Origin of the sequence: Chromobacterium sp. IRSSSOUMB001 (genome assembly GCF_023507765.1) — a bacterium.
Classification (GTDB): domain Bacteria; phylum Pseudomonadota; class Gammaproteobacteria; order Burkholderiales; family Chromobacteriaceae; genus Chromobacterium; species Chromobacterium haemolyticum.
Genome location: NZ_JALCYU010000011.1, coordinates 52498 through 73591 on the forward strand (window position 1 = coordinate 52498; position 21094 = coordinate 73591).

A 21094-nucleotide genomic window follows, 5' to 3' on the forward strand; every position below is an offset into this window, starting at 1 on the left:
GTGTAATCCTTGATGTCTGTTAATGACAAATAAATTTTCGCAAGTGGGAAAAACTGTAGGGAAAACGCAAATTTATGACGTTAGCAATGCTGTTTGCTGGTGTCAGCAATGAGTGGAGTGAATGAATGGGCTTGGCTTGAGCTGCTCAGAGCCTTAGCGCGGCCATCAGCGCGTTCTCCAGCGCCAGCACCGTCTTATCGTCGTTGAGGCCGGGGCCGGAGATCAGGAAGGAGTCTTCGGCGCGGCTGCCCAGAGTCATGATCTTGGCGGATTGCACATTCATCCGGTAGTCGGACAGCACTTTGGCGATGCGCGCCAGCAGGCCGGGGCGGTCCCCGGCGACGATGGACAGCACGTAGAAGCTGGCTTTGTCATCCGGGCGAATCAAGATCTGCGGCGTGATTGGGAAGTGTTTGAGGTGGCGGCTGATGCGACCGGAGGCGGGCAGGCTCAATTCGCCCTCCTGGCGCAGGCACTCGGCCAGTTCGAACTCGATGAAATTGATCATGTCGCGATAATCGCCGTCATGATGCTCGGGCACGAAGACGTGGAAAGTGTCCAGCGCGTAGCCGTGGCGGGTGGTGTAAACCTTGGCGTCGGCAATGCTGTAGTGGGTGCGGCCGAAAAAAGCGCAGGCGCGGGCGAACAGTTCCGGGCGGTCCCGGGTGTAGATCAGCACCTGGATGCCTTCGTGGTCGTCGGACAGCCGGGCGCGCACCAGCGGCCCGTCGGCATGGACGAAGCGGTTGAGCAGCCGCGCGTGCCAGGCGATCTCCTTGGCTTCGTGGCGCAGGAAGTAGACAGTGTCCAGTTCCTGCCACAGCGCGGCCTCCACGCCGCTTGGCACCGCGTGCAAGCGCAACAGCGCCTGGGCCTGGTGTTTGCGCTCCTCAAGCTCAGAGGCGACGTCTAGCTGGCCGCCGCGCACCAGCTGGCGCATCGCCGCATGGTAAAGGTCTTCCAGCAGCTTGGCTTTCCAGGCGTTCCAGACTTTGGGGCTGGTGCCTCGGATATCGGCCACGGTCAGCAGGTAGAGCGCGGTCAGCCGGCGCGGCGTGCCGACCAGTTCGGCGAAGCGGCGCACGGTTTCCGGGTCGTAGATGTCCTGTTTCTGCGCCACGCTGGACATGGTCAGGTGCTGACCCACCAGCCAGACCACTAGTTCGCCATCCTCGGCCGGCAAGCCGTGCTGGCGGCAAAAGTCCGCCGCGTCCGCCATGCCCAGCGTCGAGTGATCGCCGCCGCGGCCCTTGGCGATGTCGTGGAACAGGCCGGCCAGGTACAGCGTTTCCGGCCGCTCGAAGTCGTTTATCAGCCGGGACATCAGCGGATATTCGTGGGTAAAGGCGCTGCTGGCGAAGCGGCGCAGATTGCGCACCACCATCAGGATGTGCTCGTCCACGGTGTAGACGTGGAACAGGTCGTGCTGCATCTGGCCGACAATATGGCCGAAATTGGGCAGGTAGCGGCCCAGCACTCCGTATAGATTCATCCGCCGCAGGCAGCGCGTCAGTCCGTTGGGCTCCCGGAACAACTGCAGGAACAATTCGCGGTTGCGCGGGTTGTTGCGAAAGCGTTCGTTGATGTGGCTGCGTGCGTGCCACAGCGCGCGCAGCATGCGCGGGGCGAAACCGCTCAGTTCCGGGTTGCGCTGCAGCATCAGAAAGGCTTCCAGGATGGCGGACGGGTATTTCTCGAACACATCCGGCTGACGGATGCCCAGCATGCCGTTGACCGTGTAGAAGCGCTCGTTAAGGTTCTGAGTGACGCGCGGCACTTGGGAGTAGATCCTGCCGCGCAGATTGGGCAGCAGGATGCCGTTGAGCTGGTTAACGGTCTTGGCGGCGCGGTAATACAGCTGCATCGCTTGTTCGCTGGCGCGCTTGGCCGGGGTGTCCTGCAGGCCCAGGGCTCGGCCCAGTTGCTGTTGCAAATCGAATATCAGCCGGTCTTCGCGCCGGCGCGCCAGCAGGTGCAGCTCGATGCGCAGACCCAGCAACTGGCGTTCGCTGTGTTTGATCAGCCGTGCCTCGGCCAAGGTCAGGATGCCGCGGCGCACTAGCGCGTCCCAATTGTCGCCCAGGCCGATGGCTTTGCTGATCCACAGAATGGTGTGCAGGTCGCGCAGGCCGCCCGGGCTTTCCTTGATATTGGGTTCTAGATTGTTGCCGACGCCGAAGTGGCGAGTGTGGCGCTGCTGCTGTTCCTGGGTCTTGCCTTCGAAAAAGGCTAGCGGGTCGCGCTGGCGGTCCAGTAGCGCGCTCATGCGCCGCCAGGGCGCGGCGTCGCCGGCGATGAGCCGGTTTTCCAGCAGATTGGTTTCAATGGTGATGTCGCCGCGCGCCTCGGACAGGCATTCCTCGACAGTGCGCACGCTGTGGCCTATCTCCAGGCCCACGTCCCACAGCTGGCTGATGAAGGCGCCGATGCGTTCGCCCAGCTCCGGCGACGGCGGCTGGTCCAGCAGCACCAGCAGGTCGATGTCGGAGTGGGGGAAAAGCTGGCCGCGGCCGTAACCGCCCACGGCGATAAGGCTGGCGGCGCCGTCCAGACCGGATTGCGCCCACAGCGCCTGCAAGGCAGCGTCCACCGTCTGGCTGTGCCGCTTCAGATATTCCTGAGGATTGCGCTGCTGATGGTATTGCTCGGTCAAAGCCTGACGTTTGCCGGCCAGTTCCTGGCGCATGTGTGCGAGGGAGTCCGCGGCCGGCGAGTTCATGTCAGCGTCTTTCCTGTCTGGCGATAATGGCGACGCCGGCCACCAGGAACAGCAAGGTGGGCAGCGTGGCGGACAAGATGGGGTTCCAGTCGTACAGCAGGCCCAGATGGCCGAACAGGCGGTTCACGAAGTGAAAGGCGATGCCCAGGCAGATGCCGCCGAACAGACGGATGCCCAGTTGACCGTGGCGGCGTTGCTGCGGGGTGAAGGCCAGCGCCACCAGGGCCATCGAGATACAGGCCAGCGGATAGAAGAGCTTGCTCCACAGCGCGATCTCATAGCGTTGGGTCTGTTGCTTGTTGCTGCGCAAGTGCTCCAGATAGGTTAGCAGCGCGCTGGCCGACATCTGTTCCGGCACGACCAGCAGCACCGACAGGATTTCCGGCTCGACGATGGATTTCCAAGACAGCTCCGGATAATGGCGGCTGACCGACTGATCCGCGCCCAGCGTGGTTTCGCGTACATTGATCAGGCGCCATTGCTGCTCATCCTTGGAGAAGGAGCCGCGTTCGGCGTAACGGGTGCGCACCAGGCGGAAATCGTTGTCGTAGGTGTAGATGCGCACGCCCAGCAGCGAGGTGTCCGGCAGCATCTCATGAACATTGATGAAGTTCTGATTGTCCTTGACCCAAATGCCGGAGCGGAATTCCTGCGCCACCATCGAGTGGGTGGCGGACAGCTTCAGACTTTGCGCTTGCTGGCCCGTGCGCGGCGCCAGCACCTCGCCCAGCAGCACGGTGAGCAGGGCGAAGCCGAGGCCGAACTTCAGCAGCGTGGCGGCGATTTGCGGCAGCGTCACCCCGCTGGTGCGTATCACTGTGTATTCGCTGCTGGTGGCCAGCTGGGTCATCGCCACCATGCCGCCGATCAAGACCGCCAGCGGCATCAACTCATAAGCGTGGCCGGGCATCAGCAGCGCGACATAGCCCAGCATCTTGCCCAGGGTGTAGCTGCCCTTGCCCAGGTTGGGCACTTCGGCCAGCAGGTCGAAGAAGCCATACAGGCCCAGCAGGGCCAGCAGGGTGAACAAGGTCGCCTGGCTTAGGGTGGCGACGATGTAGCGATGAATCAGTTTCATGACGGGATCAGGATTTCCGGAACAACAAGGACAAGGCCTGGCCGATGGGACGAGCCGGCCGGTTGCGGTAGCTCAACAGCGCAAGCGCCAACGCCAGCATGGCCAGGTGCACCAACAGCACCAGCCAGACGCCGGCTTTGCCCTGGGCCACCCAGTTGCGGGCCACGGTCAGTCCGTTCTGATAAACGAAGAAAACCAGCAAGGACAGCAGTAGATTGTAGGTCTGGCCGCTGCGCGGGTTGAAATAGGACATCGGAATCGCCAGCAGCGCCAGAATCACGCAGCTGATCGGCATCGACAGCCGCCAGGCCAGTTCGGCGCGGTAGTCGGCGGAGTCCTGGCTCAGCAATTGGGCGGTGGGAATGGCCTGGCGGTTGCCGGAGGGGCCCGGCATCTGCTGGCTTTCGCCGATGCCGGCGGTGTAGCGCTGAAATTCCGCCACCTCGTAATTGGCGCTGCCCGGCTCGCCTACGTAGCGCTGCCCATGTTCCAGCACCACCACGCGCTCCCCGTCCGGCTTGGTGGTAATAAAACCGGATTTGGCGAAAATGGTGGCTACTTTGCCGTCGGTGATTTCCTGCATGAAAATATTAGTGGCCGCGCCGTGCTCGCCAGAGTAGTTCTCAATAAAATATACCTTGTTGGACGAGGCGGATTCTTTGAACACGCCGGGGGAGATTGCGGAAACCTCCTCGCGGCGTTTGATCTGTTCGGCATAATCTTGGCTGCGTTGGTCCGCCCACGGCCCGATGAACAGGGTGACGCCGGCGATCAGCATCGCCAGCGGCAGGGTGAAGCGCATCACAGGCCACACCCAATTGCTCAAAGACAGGCCGGAGCTGAGCCAGACCACCATCTCGTGATCGCGCCAAATACGGGTCAATACCACCAAAATGGTGGCGAAAACCGTCAAAATCATCAATACCGGGAAAAAGCCCAGCGTGGTGAAGCCGAGCACCGCGGCAACGGCCTCGTTGGCCATTTGCCCTTCGGCTGCGCGGCCCAGTAGATTGACTGCCTGAGTGGAAACGATAATCGCCAGGAGCACGATGAAAACGCCTAATGCGCTCAAAGTCAGCTCGCGAGTCAGGCTTTTTTGAAAAACCATTTATTCAGTGCCTTTTTGACTTTTCATGAAAAGCATTGTGATAATTCCGGGGACCATCCAGAAACGTCAAAAACGGACGATTTCGGAATCAACAACAAAATCCGTCTTCACCGGAAGGCCGGGCCGTCAGGATTCTACCTGCGCATCGACGGCCGGTTAAGAGGTGGAGCTACAGACACTCGCTCTACACGGGAGTTCTCAATGGAATTTAACATAAAAAGCGGCAGTCCGGAAAAGCAACGGGTAGCTTGCGTTATCGTCGGCGTATACGAATCCCGCAAGCTGACCTTTGCAGCGGATCTGCTGGATCGCATCTCCAACGGCTTCATCAGCGACGTGCTGCGCCACGGCGACATGGAAGGGAAGTTGGGCAGCACGCTGGTGCTGCACTCGGTGCCGCACACCTTGTGCGACCGGGTGATGCTGGTGGGCTTGGGCAAGGAGCGGGAGTTCCGCGCGAAGGAATACCGCGAGGCGGTGCGGGCCTCGATCAAGGCCTTGACCCAGACTTCCGCGGTGGAAGCGGTCAGCTACCTGAGCGAACTGACAGTCAAGAAGCACGATGTAGAGTGGATGATAGAGCAGGCGGCGGTGGTGACGCTGGACGCCTTGTACCGTTTCGACCGCTTCAAGAGCAAGATGGACGAATCCGTGCGCGAGCCGCGCAAGCTGACGCTGGCGGTACCGCGTCGCAGCGATCTCGCCGACGGTGAAAAGGGCCTGCAGCGCGGCCTGGCCATCGGCAGCGGCATGAGGCTGGCCAAGGACCTGGGCAATCTGCCGGGCAATGTTTGCACTCCCAGCTATCTGGGCGAAGAAGCGCGCCAGATGGCCGCCGCTTTCGGCGCGGACGCCGAAATCCTGGGGCCCAAGGAAATAGCCGAACTGGGCATGGGCTCCTTCCTGTCCGTGGCCAAGGGCAGTACTGAAGAAGCGCGGCTGATCGTGCTGCGCCATCATGGCGCCAAAGACAAAGGCGACAAGCCCATCGTGCTGGTGGGCAAGGGCATCACCTTCGATTCCGGGGGCATCTCGCTGAAGCCGGGCGAGGGCATGGACGAGATGAAGTACGATATGTGCGGCGCGGCCACCGTGCTGGGCGCTTTCCGCGCCGCGGTGGAAATGAACCTGCCGCTGAACCTGGTTGCCATCGTGCCCACTTGCGAAAACATGCCCAACGGCAACGCGTTGAAGCCGGGCGACATTGTCACCTCGATGTCCGGCCAGACCATCGAGATTCTGAACACCGACGCCGAAGGCCGGCTGATTCTGTGCGACGCGCTGACCTACGCCGAGCGTTTCGACCCGGCCACCGTGATCGACGTGGCCACGCTGACCGGCGCCTGCGTGGTCGCGCTGGGCCATATCGCCACCGCGTTGTACAGCAACCAGGACAGCCTGGCGCGCGAGCTGCTGGCCGCCGGCGAGGAAGTAGCCGACCGCGCTTGGCATATGCCGCTGTGGGACGAGTACCAGGACATGTTGAAGAGCCCGTTCGCCGATATGGCGAATATCGGCGGACGTCCGGGCGGCAGCATCACCGCAGCCTGCTTCCTGTCGCGCTACGCCAAGGCTTACGATTGGGCGCATTTGGATATCGCCGGCACCGCCTGGAAGGGCGGCAAGGACAAGGGCGCCACCGCGCGTCCGGTGCCTTTGCTGGTGCAGTTCCTGCAAGACCGCGCGGACATCGCGTTGGGCAATGTGGTGCGACGCGGCCGTCCGCGCCGTGAAACCCCTGAAACGGTGGACGATGAGCAGGATTGATTTTTACACCAAAGTGGCCGATCCGCAGGGCTTCGCCTGCCTGCTGGCGGCCACGGTGATGCGCAAGGGGGAGCGGCTGCTGGTCTGGTTCGACAGCGAGCAGCAGCTCGATACCTTCAGCCGACAGCTGTGGAGTTTTGGCGATACCCGCTTCGTGCCGCACTGCCGGCTGGGCGCTGACGAGGCGGCGGACACGCCGATCTGGCTGACCGCGCGCCTGCCGGATGCGTTGGAGCACCCGGTTCTGTTGAATCTGGGTTCGAATTTGCCGGAGCGGATGGAGCGCTTTGATCGTATTCTGGAAATAGTCGGACGCGACGAAGCGTCGCTAGAGACGGCGCGCCTGCGGTTCAAGGCGTATCGCGAGCGCGGTTATGCAATCGAACATCACGACATGAGCAACAAGTGACCATGAGCGAGCCGTCAAAGCCCAAAGAGCCTGACTGGTCCGGCCTCAACCTGCCGGTGTTGACCGAGGTGGTGGATGAGTCGCAGGTGCCCACCTTGGGCGACGAAGTCATCGACATCCCTGATTTTGATTTCTCCAGCGAACTCGACGCGCTGGCCGACCAGTTGGGCGAGCCGCCGCAGGAATTGCCCGCCGAGCTGGAAATTCCCGAACTAAGCCTGGAAGAGCTGATCGCCGCTCCGGCTCCCGGCGAAGAGCCCCTGCTGGACCTGGCTTCGCTGCCGTCGCTGGATCTGAACGAGATGCCGGCCTCCGAACTGGGCATCGAGCAAGTGCTGCCCGGCTGGAACCCCGCCGTGGCCTTGCCGGAAGTAGCGCTGCCGACGGCGGAAGCCGGCGATTTCGAATTTTCGCTGCAGCCGGCCGGGGAGGAGCCGCCGGCGGAGGCTTTGGCCGACGAGTTCGCGTCCATCGAGGAAGAACCGCCGACCGCGGATCCTGCTCCGGCACCCGTTGCCGAGCCGCTAGTTGCCGAGGCTGAGCCGGCAATGGGAGCCGCGCTTGAGGCCGCTGAGCCGGAGCCTGTTGGCATTGAGATTCCGGACGCGGTGGCACCAACCGCCGCGTCGTCCGCGCCGACGCCTTTCACTTCCATTTCCTTGGATAGCCTGCCCACAGGCGTCCTGGGCGGCGGAGTCGGACCGGAAACCCAGGTGGACAGCTTGTTGCCAAGTTGGCCGGAGAGCGCTGCGCCGGAGCCTGCCGAGGCGCCATCCGTCGGCGCGCCGGAAGCGGCGGCGGAAGGCCTGGAGCCATTTGCGCCGCCTATGGGCGAGAACGCCGTCGACCCCTTCCTGGCGCAGCCTGAGGCGGATGAACTGGCCGCGTTGGCGCAGGAACCCGTGCCGGCGTTTGACGATGCGCCGGCGGCAGCGCCCGAGGCGGTGTTTGAATCGGCGATGGCGCTTCCCGATGAGATGATGTCGCCGGAGTTCGTCGCGGTCCCGGAGCTTTCCGAACCGGAAGAGGAGCCCTTGCTGGCCGAGATCGACCAGGCTCTAGAGGGTTTGCAGACGGCGCCTGCCATGGCGATGCCGGAGGCCGTTGAGGCGGAGGCGCATGAGCCTCCGGCTGCGGCGGATGAGCTAATGATGGATGCCGCGATTGCTGGAGCGGCGGCCGAGCCTTTGTTGGACGAGGCGCTGGAACCGCAAATCGCCGAGTTGGATGTCCCGCAGTTGGACGCTGTGTTTGGCGAGCCGGCGGAAGCCGAGCCTGTGCTGGACGAGGTGCTGGAGCCGCAAGCCGCCGAGCCGGAAGCCTCGCAGTTGGACGCTGCGGTTGCCGAACCGGAGGAAGCCGAAGCAGCGGCAGAGCCGGTGTTGGACGAGGCGTTGGAACCACAAGTTGCTGAACTGGATGTTCCGCAGCTGGACGCTGTGTTTGCCGAGCTGGCGGAAGCCGAAGCGGTAGCCGAGCCTGTGCTGGATGAGGCGCTGGAATCGCAAGCCGCCGAACCGGAAGTCCCGCATCTGGACGCTGCGTTTGCCGAACCGGAGGAAGCCGAAGCGGTAGCCGAGCCTGTATTGGATCAAATGCTGGAGCCGCAAGCAGCCGAGCCAGCAATGCCCTTGGCTGACGCCGAGCCCGAGTCGCTGGCCCTGGCCGAGGGCGAGATTCCCGAACTGACGGCGCTGGAGTCCGAGACCGAGGCGGATGGGATGGGGACCGCGGAGTTGGCGGCGGGAGCCGGGGCGCTGGCCGCCGCTGGCCGGGCGCTGGCCGCTGGCGCGGCGTCGTCGGGAGAGTCCGAGCGGGAAGCCGTTTCCGACGCGCCGGCGGCGCGCGGAGTGGAGGTCTTGAAAGTATCCGAGTTGGCTTCGGCCGCCGCGGCTGCCGCGATGATGACGCCGCAGGCGGTGAATGCGCCGTCGGGCACGGTGGCGGTGATAGACGAGCAGGCTTTGTTGCAGTCGATGTATGAGCAGATGCTGCCGCGGATGAAGGTGGAGTTGTCGCTGTGGTTGCAGGACGCATTAGAGTTGCAGGCCAAGCAGATGTTGTCCGGAGTGATGCACCAACTCAAAGAAGACTACGAGATGTTGTTCGGTGAAGCCTTGAAGGAAAGCTTGCGCCAGACCATCAACAGCCTGGGCAAGATTGAAAAGGAAGATAGACGCGATGAGTGATCGACTATCGCATATAGTCACCCGCACCGGCGACGACGGCAGCACGGGTCTGGGCGACGGCAGCCGGGTGGGCAAGGACAGCTTGCGCATCCGCGCGTTGGGCGAGGTGGACGAATTGAACTCGGTGCTGGGGGTCTTGCTGGCGGAAACGCTGCCGGACGAGGCCAGGGCTTGGCTGTCCGAGACCCAGCACGATTTGTTCGATCTGGGCTCGGAGTTGGCTGTGCCCGGCTACAGCGCTTTGGGCGCCGAGCACGTGCAGGCGCTGGAGGCCGTGGTGGCCTTCCTCAACGAGGATTTGCCGCCGCTGAAGGAGTTCATACTGCCCGGAGGCGGCCGGGCGGCCGCCTTGTCGCACCAAGCGCGATCAGTGTGTCGTCGCGCCGAGCGCGCGGTGGTGGCGCTGGCGCAGCAGGAGACGGTGTCCGACGCCGCGCGCCGCTATCTGAACCGTTTGTCCGATCTGCTGTTTGTTCTGTCGCGTTATCTGAACCGCCAGGCCGGCGAACCAGACGTGTTGTGGCGGCCGGGGCGCAAAACCGGCGCAGTCTAAGCAGGACGATTCGGCAAAAAAAACGGCAATCCTTTGGGATTGCCGTTTTTTTGTGAAGGTGGCGTCAGGCCACTTCCGAGACCCGCGGCCGGTAAGTGCTGTTCTGCAGCAGGGACTGGGTGGTCTGGTACTGAGTAACCGCTAGTTGGCCGCTGGCGTTCTGTTGCTGGGAGCGGGCCACTGCGTTGTTGTTGGTCTGGTTGGTTTGTTGTTCGGCCTGATTGTTGGCGGTTTGCTGCTCATTGGCCGCCGGCACGGTGCTTGGACGCGGGGGCGTCGCCGGCGCGGCGCTGGCGGCGCGATTGGCGCTTGCCGTTTCCGCGGCGCGTTGTTGAGCCCGCGGGGTGTCGTTGGCTGCGGCGGCCGGAGCGGCTGTGCTGGCCAGGGCGGCGGTTTGGGCCTGTTCCTGGCTAACTCGTTGCTGTTCGCCGTTGCGGGTTTGCGCGGCATTGGCCTGCGCGGTGTTCAACTGGCGTTGCAGTTGCTGCTCGACGCGGGCGGTGTCGGGGTTTTGCCGGACAGCGGTCTGGCTGACGTTTTGCTGTGAAACCGCAGGAGTGGCGGACCGCGGTTCTTCCAGCGTCTTTTGCTCAGGCCGCGTGTTCTGCAGCGATTGCAATTGCTGCAGAGAGTTGAGGCTGCCTATGCTGCCGGTGCTTGCCATATCGCTCTCTCCAAACCGTGGATGCCGTTGCCGTCGCCCAGGACGGTATAGAGCCCAGTTGCCCTATATCGCTGATTCTAGAATCTTTTTCGGTGGATTGCCGAATTTTTTCTGATCCAATGGTCAGGTTTGTGGCAGTAATACCAAATCCAGCATGCGTTCGGCCAATTGATCCACGCTCAGCGGGCCTTCGGAGCGGTACCACTGCACCGACCAATGCAAGCTGCCCAGCAAGGTGCGGCGCAGCAGCGCGGTGTCGGATTTGACCAGGCCGGCGGCGGCGGCCTCGTCCAGCGCTTGTTGCCAAAGCGCTTCGTAGCGGTCGCGCAGCACGATCAGGCCGGGCCTGGCGGCGGCGGACACGCTGCGCCATTCGTACAGCATCACTTCCAGCGCCGCCTGATTGTCTCCCAGCAGCGAATTGAGATGGACGCGGAACAGCGCTGCGAGCTTGGCCCGCGGCGATCCGGCTTCGTCCAGGGCGCGCTTTAATTGCTCGGTGGTGCTGGTGATGCCCAGAGCCATCACCGCGACCAGGATTTCTTCCTTGGTGCGGAAGTGGTAGAACAGGCTGCCGGATTGCATGCCGACCGCGTTGCCCAGGTCGCGCACTGTGGTGCGTTCGTAGCCCTGGTCGCGGAACAGCATCGCCGCGGCGCGGACCAGTTCCATGCGGCGGCTGTTTTCTTCGACGGGTGTGGTGTTGTCTGTGCTCATTATTGTGTTTTTTCTTGGGTGTGGACGGGCAGCAGCGGAAGCGCGGCTTGCCAGACCCGATCCGGCTCCATTTTTTCCAGGCAATCGGTATGACCGTACGGACAGGTCCGCTCGAAACAGGGGCTGCAATCCAGGTTGAGGGAGACGATGGCGGCCCGCGTCGACAACGGCGGCGTGAAATCGGGGCTGGAGGAGCCGTACAGCGCCACCAGCGGTTTGTCCAGCGCCGCCGCCACATGCATCAGGCCAGAATCGTTGCAGACGGCGAGCCGGGTCAGGCCGATCAGGTCTATCGCTTCTTCCAGACCGGTGGCGCCGCAGAGGTTGACGGCCAGGCCGCCGGAGAGGCGGCTGATGTCGTCGCCCACTTCGCGGTCCTTGCCGGAGCCAAACAACCATACCGCGTAACCGGCGGCGTCGAAGCGGCGCGCCAGCTCGGCGAAGTGTCGGGCCGGCCAGCGTTTGGCCGGGCCGTACTCGGCGCCGGGGCAGAAGGCGACCGCAGGGCGGCTGGCGTCGAGCTTCAGTTTGTCCAGCGCCGCTTGCTGGCTGGCATTGGTCAGCGCCAGCCGAGGATGGCTGAGCGGCCGCGGCAGCGGCGCGCCCTTGTCTTCGGCCAGCGCGCAAAAGCGCTCCACCATCATCGGCAGCGCCTGTTCGTCCAGTTCGCGCGCGTCATTGAGGATCCAGTAGCGCGATTCGCCTAGGAAGCCGGTGCGCAAGGGGATGCCGGCGAACAGAGGGATCAAGGCGGATTTCAGCGAGTTGGGCAGCACGATGGCTTGGTCGAAGCGTTCGGCCGCCAGCTGGCGGGCCACCTTCCAGCGTTCGCCCAGGCGCAGGGCGCCGTGGCCGAAGGGGTTGAGGTGGGCCTTGGCCACTTCCGGCATCCGCGCCAGCAGCGGCAGGGTCCAGGCCGGCGCGAATACGTGCAACTCTAGATTGGGGTGGCGTTGGTGCAGTCTTTGGTACAGCGGTTGCGCCATGACGCTGTCGCCGACCCAAGAGGGGCCGATGACGAGGATTTTCTTCTTCATTGCAGATGTTCCGATTGCAAACCGAAACCGGGTCGCGGCGGCCCGGCTTGGGTTTGCAGACGGAGGCGGGCGGGCAAGCAAAAAAGGTGCGGCTCGCGCCACACCTTAGCTGCGTTGCCGGCGCGGGGCCAGGCTCAGTGGTGGCCGCCTGCCGGACCGTTCAGTTTGTAGCGGGTGCCGCAATAGGGGCACAGCGCTTCGCCGGTCTTGTGCACGGGCAGGAACACGCGCGGGTGGGAGTTCCAGGACACCATGTCCGGCATCGGGCAATGCAGCGGCAGGTCGTGCTGGGTGACTTCGATCACGCGTTGAGTGTTTTCTTTCTGTTCAGCCATTCTGTATTCCTTGCGGAGCCGCCGCGCGGGCGGCTCGTCTTGCTTAGTTGACGTAGGTCAGCCAGTGCTGGTGTTCGGCATCCAGTCCTTTGACGATGTCGAAGTAGCGCTTCTGGATTTCGGCGGTGATGGTACCACGATTGCCGTCGCCGATCGCGCGTCTGTCGAGTTCGCGGATCGGGGTGACTTCGGCGGCGGTGCCGGTGAAGAAGGCTTCGTCCGCGCTGTAGACTTCGTCGCGGGTGATGCGCTTTTCTATCAGTTCCAGTCCCATTTCCTTGGAGATCTGCACCACGGTGTCGCGGGTGATGCCTTCCAACGCGCTTGTCAGGTCCGGAGTGTACAGTTTGCCCTTGCGGATGATGAAGATGTTTTCGCCGGAACCTTCCGCCACAAAACCGTCCACATCCAGCAACAAGGCCTCGTCGTAGCCGTCGGCGGTGGCTTCGTTGTTGGCCAGGATGGAGTTCATGTAGTTGCCGTTGGCCTTGGCCTTGCACATGGTGATGTTGACGTGGTGGCGGGTGAAGGAGGAGGTCTTCACGCGGATGCCTTTTTCCAGGCCTTCGTCGCCCAGGTAGGCGCCCCAGGGCCAGGCAGCCACGATTACGCGGACATCGTTCTTCAGCGGCGCTACGCCCAGTTTTCCGGAACCGTAGAAGGCCATGGGGCGGAAATAGCAGGACTTGAGGCCGTTGGCTTTGACCACGTCCAGGTGGGCCTGACTGATCTGTTCCGGCGTGAACGGCAGCGCCATGCCCAGGATCTTGGCGGAGCGGAACAGCCGCGCGGTATGGTCTTCCAGACGGAAGATGGCCGGACCCCTGGGGGTTTCGTAAGCGCGCACGCCTTCGAACACGCCCATGCCGTAATGCAGGGTGTGGGTCAGAACGTGGGTGGTGGCGTCGCGCCAGTCCACCATTTCGCCGTCATACCAGATTTTTCCGTCACGATCAGCCATCGACATCTTGGTGTTCTCCAATATTGTGTTTTCGCTTTGGGATGGGGCCGGATCTTGTCCGACCGTATCCAATGAGTTTATCTCGCCCTTATGACGCTGTGAACCGTTTGTCAGGAAAAATTGAGCGCTTGCTCGAATACTAGCCGCCACAGCGATCGGCATAGGCTGTAGTCCTGCTGCAAAGCCGCGTCCGGCGTGACCGTCTGTTTTTCGTTGAGCCGGGCGGCGTGCTGGAGCCGGCGATAGTGACGATAGGCGTTGCGCGCCGCTTCGGCGTCGGCGGCGGGGATCAGTCCGGCCTCGGCTGCTGTGGCCAGCAAGGCGATATTGCCGGCGTTGGCGGTCAGCGCCGGGAGCGCGTGGGCATGGGCCAGAATCAGGTATTGGACAATGAATTCGATGTCTATGATGCCGCCGCGCGCGTTCTTCGGGTCTTCGTCGCGGGCGGGGTGGCTGTCCAGCATGCGTTGGCGCATCGCCAGCACTTCGTCGCGCAGCACGCTAAGCTCGCGCCGGCGGGTGAGGATGGCGTGGCGTTCCTGCTCGAATTGGGCGCCGACGTCTGCGTCGCCTGCCACGTAGCGGGCGCGGGTCAGCGCTTGGTGTTCCCAGACCCATGCTTGCTGTTCCTGGTATTGGCGGAAGGCGTTGACCGAGCTGACCAGCAGGCCGCTGGCGCCGTTGGGGCGCAGCCGCAGGTCGATGTCGTAGAGCACGCCGGCGGCGGTGGCGCTGGTCAGCCAGGTGGACATTTTGCGCGCCAGCCGCGAGTACAGTTCGGCGGCGTCCGGGTGCTCGTCGTCGTAGAGGAAGATCAGGTCCAGGTCCGAAGCGTAGCCCAGCTCTTTGCCGCCCAGCTTGCCGTAGCCGATGATGGCGAAACGCGGCGTGTCGCAGTGGCGGCTGGGGATGTCCAGCCAGGCGTGGCGCAGCGTGGCGGCCAGCACGATGTCGGCCAGCAGCGAAAGCTGGTCGGACAGCGCCTCCACCGTCCACATGCCGGCCAAGTCCTGCGCCACCAGGCGGAAGGATTGCGCGTGCTGGAAGTGGCGCAGCGCGTCCATCTTGGCTTCCACGTCTCCGTCAGCCTGGCGCAGCTGTTGTTCCAACTGTTCCGCCAGCTGCGGCCAGTCCGGCGTGGCGTAGAGCACGCGCGCGTCCAACAGTTCGTCCAGCAGGATGGGATGGCGGGTCAGGTAGCCGGAGACCCAGGCGCTGGACGAATAAAGCGAGGCGAGCCGTTGCAGGGTTTGCGGGTATTCGGTCAGCAGCGCCAGGTAGGATGCGCGGCGGCTGATCGCCTCCATCAAGGCGATGATGCGCGTCAGCGTGGCGTCGGCGTTGTCGAAGCGGGAGGCGACCTCGATCAAGGCGGGCATCAGTTGGTCGAACTGCTTGCGGCCGTTTAACGGCATCTGCTGGTAGCGCTGTCCTTGGGCCAGGCTTTGCAACTGGCGCGCCACTTGTTCCGGTTCGGCGAAGCTCATCCGCCGCAGCCGCTCCACCGGCAACTCCTCTGCGATGTCGCGCCACAGATCGGCCAGGGGGTGGTCGGTAGCGCCCTCGGTGGGCAGGATGAACACTTGCTCGAAGTGGCGGGTGACTTTGCGGCGCTGCTGGTTAAGCCGGTTCATGAACTGGTCCCAGTCGGCGCAGCCCATGCTGGCGGCGATGCGGGCGCGGTTGTCGGCGCCGGCGGGCAGGGTTTGGGTTTGCTGGTCGTCCAGGTATTGCAGCCGATGTTCCAGATTGCGCAGGAAGGCGTAAGCCTGCAGGAGTTCGTCGACGGCGGCGGGCTCCAACAGCCGCAGCTCGCCCAGCCGGCGCAAGGTTTCGCGGGTGCCGCGCAGTTGCAGGCTGCGGTCGCGGCCGCCGCGTATCAGCTGGAATACTTGTGCGATGAATTCGACTTCACGGATGCCGCCCGGTCCCAGTTTGATGTTTTCGGCCATATCGCGGCGGGCCACTTCGCGGCGGATTTGCGCGTGCAGGTCGCGCATCGCGCCGTAGGCGCTGTAATCCAGGTATTTGCGGTAAACGAAGGGGCGCGCCGTGTCGGCCAGCGCCGCCGCGTCGCCGCTGAGCGGCCTGGCCTTGATCCAGGCGTAGCGTTCCCATTCCCGGCCCTGGCTCAGCAGGTAGTTTTCCAGGGCGGCGAAGCTCATCGCCAGCGGGCCGGAATCGCCGTAGGGCCGCAGCCGCATGTCGACGCGGAATACCTGGCCATCGGCGGTGACGTCGTTGAGCAGGGCGATCAGCCGCTTGCCCACCTGGGTGAAGTATTCGTGGTTGCTGATGGAGCGGCCGCCGCGGGAGGCTCCGTCGGTGTCGCCGCTTTCCGGGTAGATGAAGATCAGATCAATGTCGGAACTGACGTTGAGCTCGCCCCCGCCCAGTTTGCCCATGCCGATGACGATCAGTTGCTGGACCTCGCCGCTATCCTCGCCTATCGGCTCCCCGTAGTGGGCGAGGCCGGCGCGCGCGGAGGCTAGGGCCCGTTGGACGGCGAAATCGGCCAGCGCGCTAATGGTGGATACCACCTCGTCCAGATCCGCCAGGCCGTTGAGGTCGCGGCAGATCAGTCGCGCCACCACGGCCTGCCGCAGCCGCCGCAGCGCCGGGGCCAGTCTTTCGGCATCGGTCAGCGCTTCCCAATCGGCGAAGGCGTTCATCTCCGCGGCATCGAAGCGGTGGCTCAGCCGGCTTTCCAGCCTGGCCAGCTCGGCGGGCTGGGCGGTCAGCAAACGTTGCAGATAGTGAGAGAACTCGCGGCTGCGGGCAATGGCAGCGGCCGTGTTTGCTGGCATAATAGGCCCCTACGGCATGTCAATTCTTGATGGCCACATTGTAACGGTTTGCCGCATTTGGAAAAGCTATTCTCCGTTCTGTCCCATATCCATGTGGTCAAGGTCCTGAAACGGACCTGTGCGCTGTTGGGAATGGCCGTCGCCACCGCCTTGACACTGCTGCTGGCGGCTTTTTGCGCGTTCACTTTTTGGTTATTGCCCAATCTGAACCAGTTTCGCCAGCCGCTGGAGCGTTATCTGAGTCAGTCGCTGGGACGGCCGGTGCAGGTGGCGGCCCTGTCCGGCGAGTGGCTGACCGTCGGTCCGCGCTTTGAACTGGGCGGTGTCACCATCGCCAATCCGCAGGACGGCAAGGCGCTGACCTTGCGCCAGGTATCGCTGGAACCGTCGTGGCGTTCGCTGCTGGCGCTGGAGCCGCGCTTGTCCAGCGTGGTGGTCAAGGGGCCGGCGGTAGAGTTGCTGCGTTCGCGCCAGGGCGTGATCTATCTCAACGGCTTCGACCTGAGTTCCGGCCCCGCGGGCAGCGGTCTTGGCAACTGGCTGCTGCGCCAGTCCAGCCTGGAGATCATCGATGCGCGGCTGAGCTGGCAGGATGAACTGCTGGGGCTGCCGAGGCTGGACCTGAGTCAGGGCCAGCTCAAACTGAGCGCGGGTCTGTTCGGCCACGGACTGAAGCTCTCCGGCCAGCCGGCGGCGTCACTGGGCAAGGGTTTCGATCTGACCGCTTCCTGGCGCGGCGACGACATCGCCGCCTGGCAGCAGTGGTCGGGCTCGATCAAAGTGGCGCTGGACGGCGCCCGGGCGGGTTCGTGGACGCGCTATTTGCAGCAGCTGGGCATGCTGCGCAGCGGAGAGGGCAGCGGCACGGTGGAAATGTCCTTCTCCGACGGCGCCATCGACGCCTTGAAAGCCAGCGTCAACGTCCACGACGCCGCCTACACGCCCCCGGATTCGCACGAACTGGTGTTGCCGCGTCTGCAAGGCGAGTTGCAGCTGACGCGTCAGCTCAGCGGCAGCTATAAGGTCAAGGCCAGCCGGCTGAGCCTGGCCAGCGCCAGCGGGCTGGCTTTCGACAACTCCAATATCGACGGCGAGTGGCGCTACGGCGAGCAGGGCTTCGGACAACTGACGCTGGACAACGTCGACCTCAGCCATCTAACGCCCTTCATCCACGCGCTGGGCGCCGATCGCAACCCGCTGTTCGCGCGCTTTTCGCCCAGCGGCGCCTTGCGCGACCTGACCGTCAGCTGGAAAGGCGCGCTGGAAGCGCCCAGGGCCTTCAAACTCAAGTCCCGTTTTGAAAAGCTGGCTTGGCAGCCGTTTGACGAACTGCCGGGCGTGGCCGGGGTCAGCGGCGCGATCAGCTTTGATGAAAAGGGCGGCCGCTTGCAGCTGGATACCGGGAAGTCCCAGGTCAGCTATCCGTCGGTGTTCGTCGCGCCGCTGGCTTTCGACAAACTGACCGCCGATGTGGGCTGGCAGCGGCAGGGGCAGGCGGTGGCTTTGGACTTCCGTCAGGTCGCCTTCTCCAACGCGGATCTATCCGGCAGCCTGCAAGGCAGCTATCGGCATCAGGGCGGAGGCGCAGGCATCGCGGATCTGCGCGCCAGCATCGCCGGGGTGCCGGCGGCCAGGGTGGCGGAGTACCTGCCGCATGAAGTGGGCGAGCACACTTTGCGCTGGCTGCGCCAGGCCTTGCAAGGCGGGCGGCTGCGTCAGGCTACGATGAAGCTGCGCGGCGATCTGGACCAGTTCCCTTTTGAGGGCGGCAAGGGCGGCGAGTTTCTGGTGGAGGCCGAGGTGGAACGGGCGCGCCTCAGTTACCAGCCCGGCTGGCCTCGCATCGACGACATCGACGCCCAACTGCTGTTCCGCAACGAGCGGATGGAAGTGAACGCGCGCCGCGCCACGACGGTGGGCGTGCCGCTGAGCGGCGTCAAGGCGGTGATAGACAATTTGGGCGCCAATGTGCCCATGCTGACGGTGGAGGGCCGCGCGGCCGACCGCCTGCAACGCATGCTGGCCTTCACCACGCAAAGCCCGGTGGACGGCTGGCTGGACGGCTTTACCGGCCAGATCGAAGCCGGCGGGAATGCCAGCCTGGATCTGAAGTTGGCGATACCGCTGGCCGGAGAACAAGGCGTGGCGGTGCGCGGCGATCTTCACTTCGCCGACAACGCCTTGCAATTCAAATCCTTGCCGATTCCGCCGCTGAGCAAGGCCCGCGGCCGACTGACCTTCACCGAACGCGGCGTGGACAGCCCCGGTCTGCAGTTCAGCGGCTTCGGCGGCGCGTTCCAGTTGAAGGCCAACACCGGAGCCGACAGGCGCATGCGCTTCGAACTAGCCGGCCAGGCCGATTCGCGCCAAGTGTTGAAGCAATATCTGCCGGCGCTGGCGGAGCAAGCGGCGGGCAAGTCCGGCTATCGCGCGCAGTTCGTCGTCAAGCAAGGTCTTGAGAGCCTGACGGTGGTCTCGGACCTGCAGGGCACCGCCTTCGACTTGCCGCCGCCCTTGGCCAAGGCCGCGGCGACGGCTTTGCCGCTGCAACTACAGTTGCGGCCGCAGCAGATGCGCGGCGCGCAGACCCTGCGGCTGGATTTCAGCCTGGACGGCATGCTAGGCGGACGCTTGCGTTTGAACGAGCACGGCGACTTGCAGGCCGGCGCCTTGGGCGTGGGACGCGCGCCGGGCGAGCCGGCGGCGTCCGGCCTGACGGTGCGGGTGGCGCAACCCAGAGTGGTGTTGGATGATTGGTTGAAGCTGGCGGACGGCGCCACGCAATCCAGTGGCGGAGGGGGGGCGGGGGCCTTGTCGGCTTTGCCGGCCTTGCAGCTGGAGTTGGAAACGCCGGAATTGGTATTGCCGGGCCTGAGCCTGCACAAGGTCAATGCCCGGCTGGGCAACCGCGAACTGTCCAAGGCCTGGACCATACAGCTGCGCTCCAACGAGATGAGCGGCGACGCCAGCTACCGGCCGGAAGGCAACGGTTTGCTGCAAGCCAATCTGAGCCGGCTGGCCTTGACGCTGCCGGCGGACAAGAAGGAGGGCGCGACCGAGGCCAAGGCCGGCGGCGAGCCCTCGGTGCTGAACCGCAAGCTGCCCGAGATGAAGGTGCGCGTTGGCGAACTGGTGTTGCAGGGGCGTTCGGTGGGCCGGCTGGAACTGGAGGCGCGCCGCGAAGGCAGCGTCTGGCAGATGGCGCCCTTGCGGCTGACGACCAACGACGGCACGCTGAAGGCCACGGTGCGTTCGGACGCGCGCGGCGCCGGCAATGTCGACGCCCGCTTCGAACTGAATGTCGGCGACGCCGGCAAGCTGCTGGCGCGGCTGGGCCAGGGCGAGATTTTCCGCAACGGCCAAGGTGTGCTCAGCGGCCGCTTGAATTGGCCCGGGGGCTTGGGCGATCTGGATTTGGCCAAGGTGTCCGGCGAATTGGCGCTAGACTTCAAGGATGGGCGCTTCGCCAAAGTGGATCCGGGCGTGGTCAAGCTGTTGGGCGCGCTCAGCCTGCAATCGCTGCCGCGCCGCATCCGTTTGGACTTCACCGATGTGTTCAGCGACGGTTTCGCCTTTGATAGCCTGAAAGGCGAGGCGCAGGCGCGGAACGGCCTGTTCACATCTCCCAAGGTGGAAATGAAGGGGCCGGGCGCCGACGTGGCGATTTCCGGAGAGCTGGATCTGGGCAAGGAAACCCAGACGCTGAAAGTTCATGTAATGCCGCGCTTGGCGGAAAGCGTGGCGTTGGCGGCGGGCGCGGCCTTGCTCAATCCGGTGGTGGGCATCGCCACGCTGGCGGCGCAGAAAGTGCTGCGCGATCCGGTGGGACGCATCTTGTCGGTGGATTACGAAGTGAGCGGTTCGCTGCGGGATCCTAAAGTGGTGCGCACGGCGATCGGTCCGATACATCAGAACAAAGGGGGAAAACCATGAAGCAAAAATTCCTGGCGGCGGCGGTGCAGATGGTGTCCGGCTCCGACGTGACGGCCAATTTGCAGCGCGCCGCGCATTGGGTGGCGGAAGCCGCCGCCAAAGGCGCGCGGCTGGTGGTCTTGCCCGAGTACTTTTGCCTGATGGGAAAACAGGAAACCGACAAGGTGGCTGTGTGCGAGGCCTACGGCGACGGCCCCATCCAGCGGGCGCTGGCGCGGATGGCGAGCGAGAACGGCGTGTGGCTGGCGGCCGGCACCGTGCCCTTGCGCAGCCCGGAGCCGCAGAGGGTGCTGAACACCACCTTGCTGTTCGACCCGAATGGCGAGGTACGGGCCCGCTACGACAAGATCCACCTGTTCGGCTTTTCCGGCCTGGGAGAGACGTATTGCGAATCCAATACCATCCGGCCGGGCGAGCAGCCGGTGAAGGCGGACCTCGGCTTTGCCGAGATGGCCTTCGGTATCTGCTACGATCTGCGTTTCCCCGAGCTGTTCCGCCAGCTGTCGCCCTATGATCTGATGATTCTGCCGGCGGCCTTCACCGCCACCACCGGCGAGGCGCATTGGGAGCCGCTGCTGCGCGCGCGCGCGATCGAGAACCAGAGCTATGTGCTGGCCTCCGCGCAGGGCGGAGAACACGACAACGGCCGCAAGACCCATGGTCATTCGATGATCATCGATCCATGGGGACGCGTGCTGGCTGAAATAGACAAGGGCGAGGGCGTGATCCTCGCCGAAATCGACCCGACATTGATCCAGTCGGTGCGCACCCGCCTGCCGGCGCTGGCGCACCGCGTACTCGCGTGAAAGAACCCGAC

The 21094-nt window shown here is 64.1% G+C and carries 15 protein-coding genes; 6 read left to right on the forward strand and 9 right to left on the reverse strand.

Features of this window, described 5'->3' with window-relative positions:
- Positions 1-145: 145 nt before the first annotated feature.
- The 3 genes from MOV80_RS15425 to lptF are packed head-to-tail and all read right to left on the reverse strand — an operon-like array spanning position 146 to position 4905.
- Positions 146-2719: a [protein-PII] uridylyltransferase gene (locus MOV80_RS15425; protein WP_019104315.1), complete on the reverse strand. Its 2574-nt coding sequence runs from the start codon at positions 2717-2719 to the stop codon at positions 146-148.
- A 1-nt stretch (position 2720) separates the two neighbouring features.
- Complete coding sequence (gene lptG, locus MOV80_RS15430; protein WP_043592119.1) at positions 2721-3797, reverse strand: LPS export ABC transporter permease LptG; 1077 nt, start codon at positions 3795-3797, stop codon at positions 2721-2723.
- A gap of 7 nt (positions 3798-3804) precedes the next feature.
- Positions 3805-4905, reverse strand: coding sequence for an LPS export ABC transporter permease LptF (gene lptF, locus MOV80_RS15435; protein WP_043592120.1), 1101 nt, complete (start codon positions 4903-4905; stop codon positions 3805-3807).
- Positions 4906-5106: 201 nt separating this feature from the next.
- Here lptF and MOV80_RS15440 point away from each other — a divergent pair, with 201 nt between their 5' ends.
- From MOV80_RS15440 to MOV80_RS15455, 4 genes are read left to right on the forward strand one after another with little or no spacing between them, the layout of a single operon-like run.
- The gene (locus tag MOV80_RS15440; RefSeq protein ID WP_019104312.1) at positions 5107-6672 is read left to right on the forward strand and encodes a leucyl aminopeptidase; all 1566 of its coding nucleotides are present in this window, start codon (positions 5107-5109) and stop codon (positions 6670-6672) included.
- On the forward strand, positions 6659-7081 hold the full coding sequence (locus MOV80_RS15445) for a DNA polymerase III subunit chi (protein WP_039756731.1): 423 nt from the start codon (positions 6659-6661) through the stop codon (positions 7079-7081). The genes MOV80_RS15440 and MOV80_RS15445 overlap by 14 nt, the downstream gene beginning before the upstream one ends.
- Before the next feature lie 2 nt (positions 7082-7083).
- Entirely contained in the window at positions 7084-9270 is a 2187-nt protein-coding gene (locus MOV80_RS15450) for a hypothetical protein (RefSeq protein ID WP_107732378.1), read from the forward strand.
- Positions 9263-9823 carry a cob(I)yrinic acid a,c-diamide adenosyltransferase gene (locus MOV80_RS15455; protein WP_107732377.1) on the forward strand — a complete coding sequence of 187 codons (561 nt, stop codon included), beginning with the start codon at positions 9263-9265 and terminating at the stop codon, positions 9821-9823. Before MOV80_RS15450 ends, MOV80_RS15455 begins: the two co-directional genes overlap by 8 nt.
- A 64-nt stretch (positions 9824-9887) precedes the next feature.
- On the opposite strand, the gene MOV80_RS15460 is transcribed toward MOV80_RS15455, so the two are convergent.
- The 6 genes from MOV80_RS15460 to glnE all read right to left on the reverse strand — a co-directional run bounded on the left by MOV80_RS15460 (position 9888) and on the right by glnE (position 16344).
- Positions 9888-10487, reverse strand: a complete 600-nt coding sequence (locus MOV80_RS15460) for a hypothetical protein (protein WP_019104036.1) — start codon at positions 10485-10487, stop codon at positions 9888-9890.
- A 123-nt stretch (positions 10488-10610) separates the two neighbouring features.
- Positions 10611-11204, reverse strand: coding sequence for a TetR/AcrR family transcriptional regulator (locus MOV80_RS15465; RefSeq protein WP_249605286.1), 594 nt, complete (start codon positions 11202-11204; stop codon positions 10611-10613).
- Positions 11204-12241 (reverse strand): lipopolysaccharide heptosyltransferase II, encoded by a 1038-nt coding sequence (gene waaF / locus MOV80_RS15470; RefSeq protein ID WP_019104038.1) that lies wholly within the window; start codon positions 12239-12241, stop codon positions 11204-11206. The genes MOV80_RS15465 and waaF overlap by 1 nt, the downstream gene beginning before the upstream one ends.
- 134 nt (positions 12242-12375) lie before the next feature.
- On the reverse strand, positions 12376-12576 hold the full coding sequence (locus MOV80_RS15475) for a zinc-finger domain-containing protein (protein ID WP_019104039.1): 201 nt from the start codon (positions 12574-12576) through the stop codon (positions 12376-12378).
- A 43-nt stretch (positions 12577-12619) separates the two neighbouring features.
- On the reverse strand, positions 12620-13543 hold the full coding sequence (locus MOV80_RS15480) for a branched-chain amino acid transaminase (RefSeq protein ID WP_019104040.1): 924 nt from the start codon (positions 13541-13543) through the stop codon (positions 12620-12622).
- Positions 13544-13647: 104 nt separating this feature from the next.
- Positions 13648-16344: a bifunctional [glutamate--ammonia ligase]-adenylyl-L-tyrosine phosphorylase/[glutamate--ammonia-ligase] adenylyltransferase gene (glnE, locus tag MOV80_RS15485; protein ID WP_019104041.1), complete on the reverse strand. Its 2697-nt coding sequence runs from the start codon at positions 16342-16344 to the stop codon at positions 13648-13650.
- A 57-nt stretch (positions 16345-16401) separates the two neighbouring features.
- Here glnE and MOV80_RS15490 point away from each other — a divergent pair, with 57 nt between their 5' ends.
- Together MOV80_RS15490 and MOV80_RS15495 are read left to right on the forward strand one after the other, a co-directional pair.
- Positions 16402-20277, forward strand: coding sequence for a YhdP family protein (locus MOV80_RS15490; RefSeq protein ID WP_161523558.1), 3876 nt, complete (start codon positions 16402-16404; stop codon positions 20275-20277).
- Positions 20274-21083 (forward strand): carbon-nitrogen hydrolase family protein, encoded by an 810-nt coding sequence (locus MOV80_RS15495; RefSeq protein WP_081573986.1) that lies wholly within the window; start codon positions 20274-20276, stop codon positions 21081-21083. The genes MOV80_RS15490 and MOV80_RS15495 overlap by 4 nt, the downstream gene beginning before the upstream one ends.
- Positions 21084-21094 lie beyond the last annotated feature (11 nt).

Bases quoted from the DNA above. Each gene is read 5' to 3' on its own strand.
- MOV80_RS15425 (WP_019104315.1), bottom strand. From the start codon at position 2,719: ATGAACTCGCCGGCCGCGGACTCCCTCGCACACATGCGCCAGGAACTG.
- lptG (WP_043592119.1), bottom strand. From the start codon at position 3,797: ATGAAACTGATTCATCGCTACATCGTCGCCACCCTAAGCCAGGCGACC.
- lptF (WP_043592120.1), bottom strand. From the start codon at position 4,905: ATGGTTTTTCAAAAAAGCCTGACTCGCGAGCTGACTTTGAGCGCATTA.
- MOV80_RS15440 (WP_019104312.1), top strand. From the start codon at position 5,107: ATGGAATTTAACATAAAAAGCGGCAGTCCGGAAAAGCAACGGGTAGCT.
- MOV80_RS15445 (WP_039756731.1), top strand. From the start codon at position 6,659: ATGAGCAGGATTGATTTTTACACCAAAGTGGCCGATCCGCAGGGCTTC.
- MOV80_RS15450 (WP_107732378.1), top strand. From the start codon at position 7,084: ATGAGCGAGCCGTCAAAGCCCAAAGAGCCTGACTGGTCCGGCCTCAAC.
- MOV80_RS15455 (WP_107732377.1), top strand. From the start codon at position 9,263: ATGAGTGATCGACTATCGCATATAGTCACCCGCACCGGCGACGACGGC.
- MOV80_RS15460 (WP_019104036.1), bottom strand. From the start codon at position 10,487: ATGGCAAGCACCGGCAGCATAGGCAGCCTCAACTCTCTGCAGCAATTG.
- MOV80_RS15465 (WP_249605286.1), bottom strand. From the start codon at position 11,204: ATGAGCACAGACAACACCACACCCGTCGAAGAAAACAGCCGCCGCATG.
- waaF (WP_019104038.1), bottom strand. From the start codon at position 12,241: ATGAAGAAGAAAATCCTCGTCATCGGCCCCTCTTGGGTCGGCGACAGC.
- MOV80_RS15475 (WP_019104039.1), bottom strand. From the start codon at position 12,576: ATGGCTGAACAGAAAGAAAACACTCAACGCGTGATCGAAGTCACCCAG.
- MOV80_RS15480 (WP_019104040.1), bottom strand. From the start codon at position 13,543: ATGTCGATGGCTGATCGTGACGGAAAAATCTGGTATGACGGCGAAATG.
- glnE (WP_019104041.1), bottom strand. From the start codon at position 16,344: ATGCCAGCAAACACGGCCGCTGCCATTGCCCGCAGCCGCGAGTTCTCT.
- MOV80_RS15495 (WP_081573986.1), top strand. From the start codon at position 20,274: ATGAAGCAAAAATTCCTGGCGGCGGCGGTGCAGATGGTGTCCGGCTCC.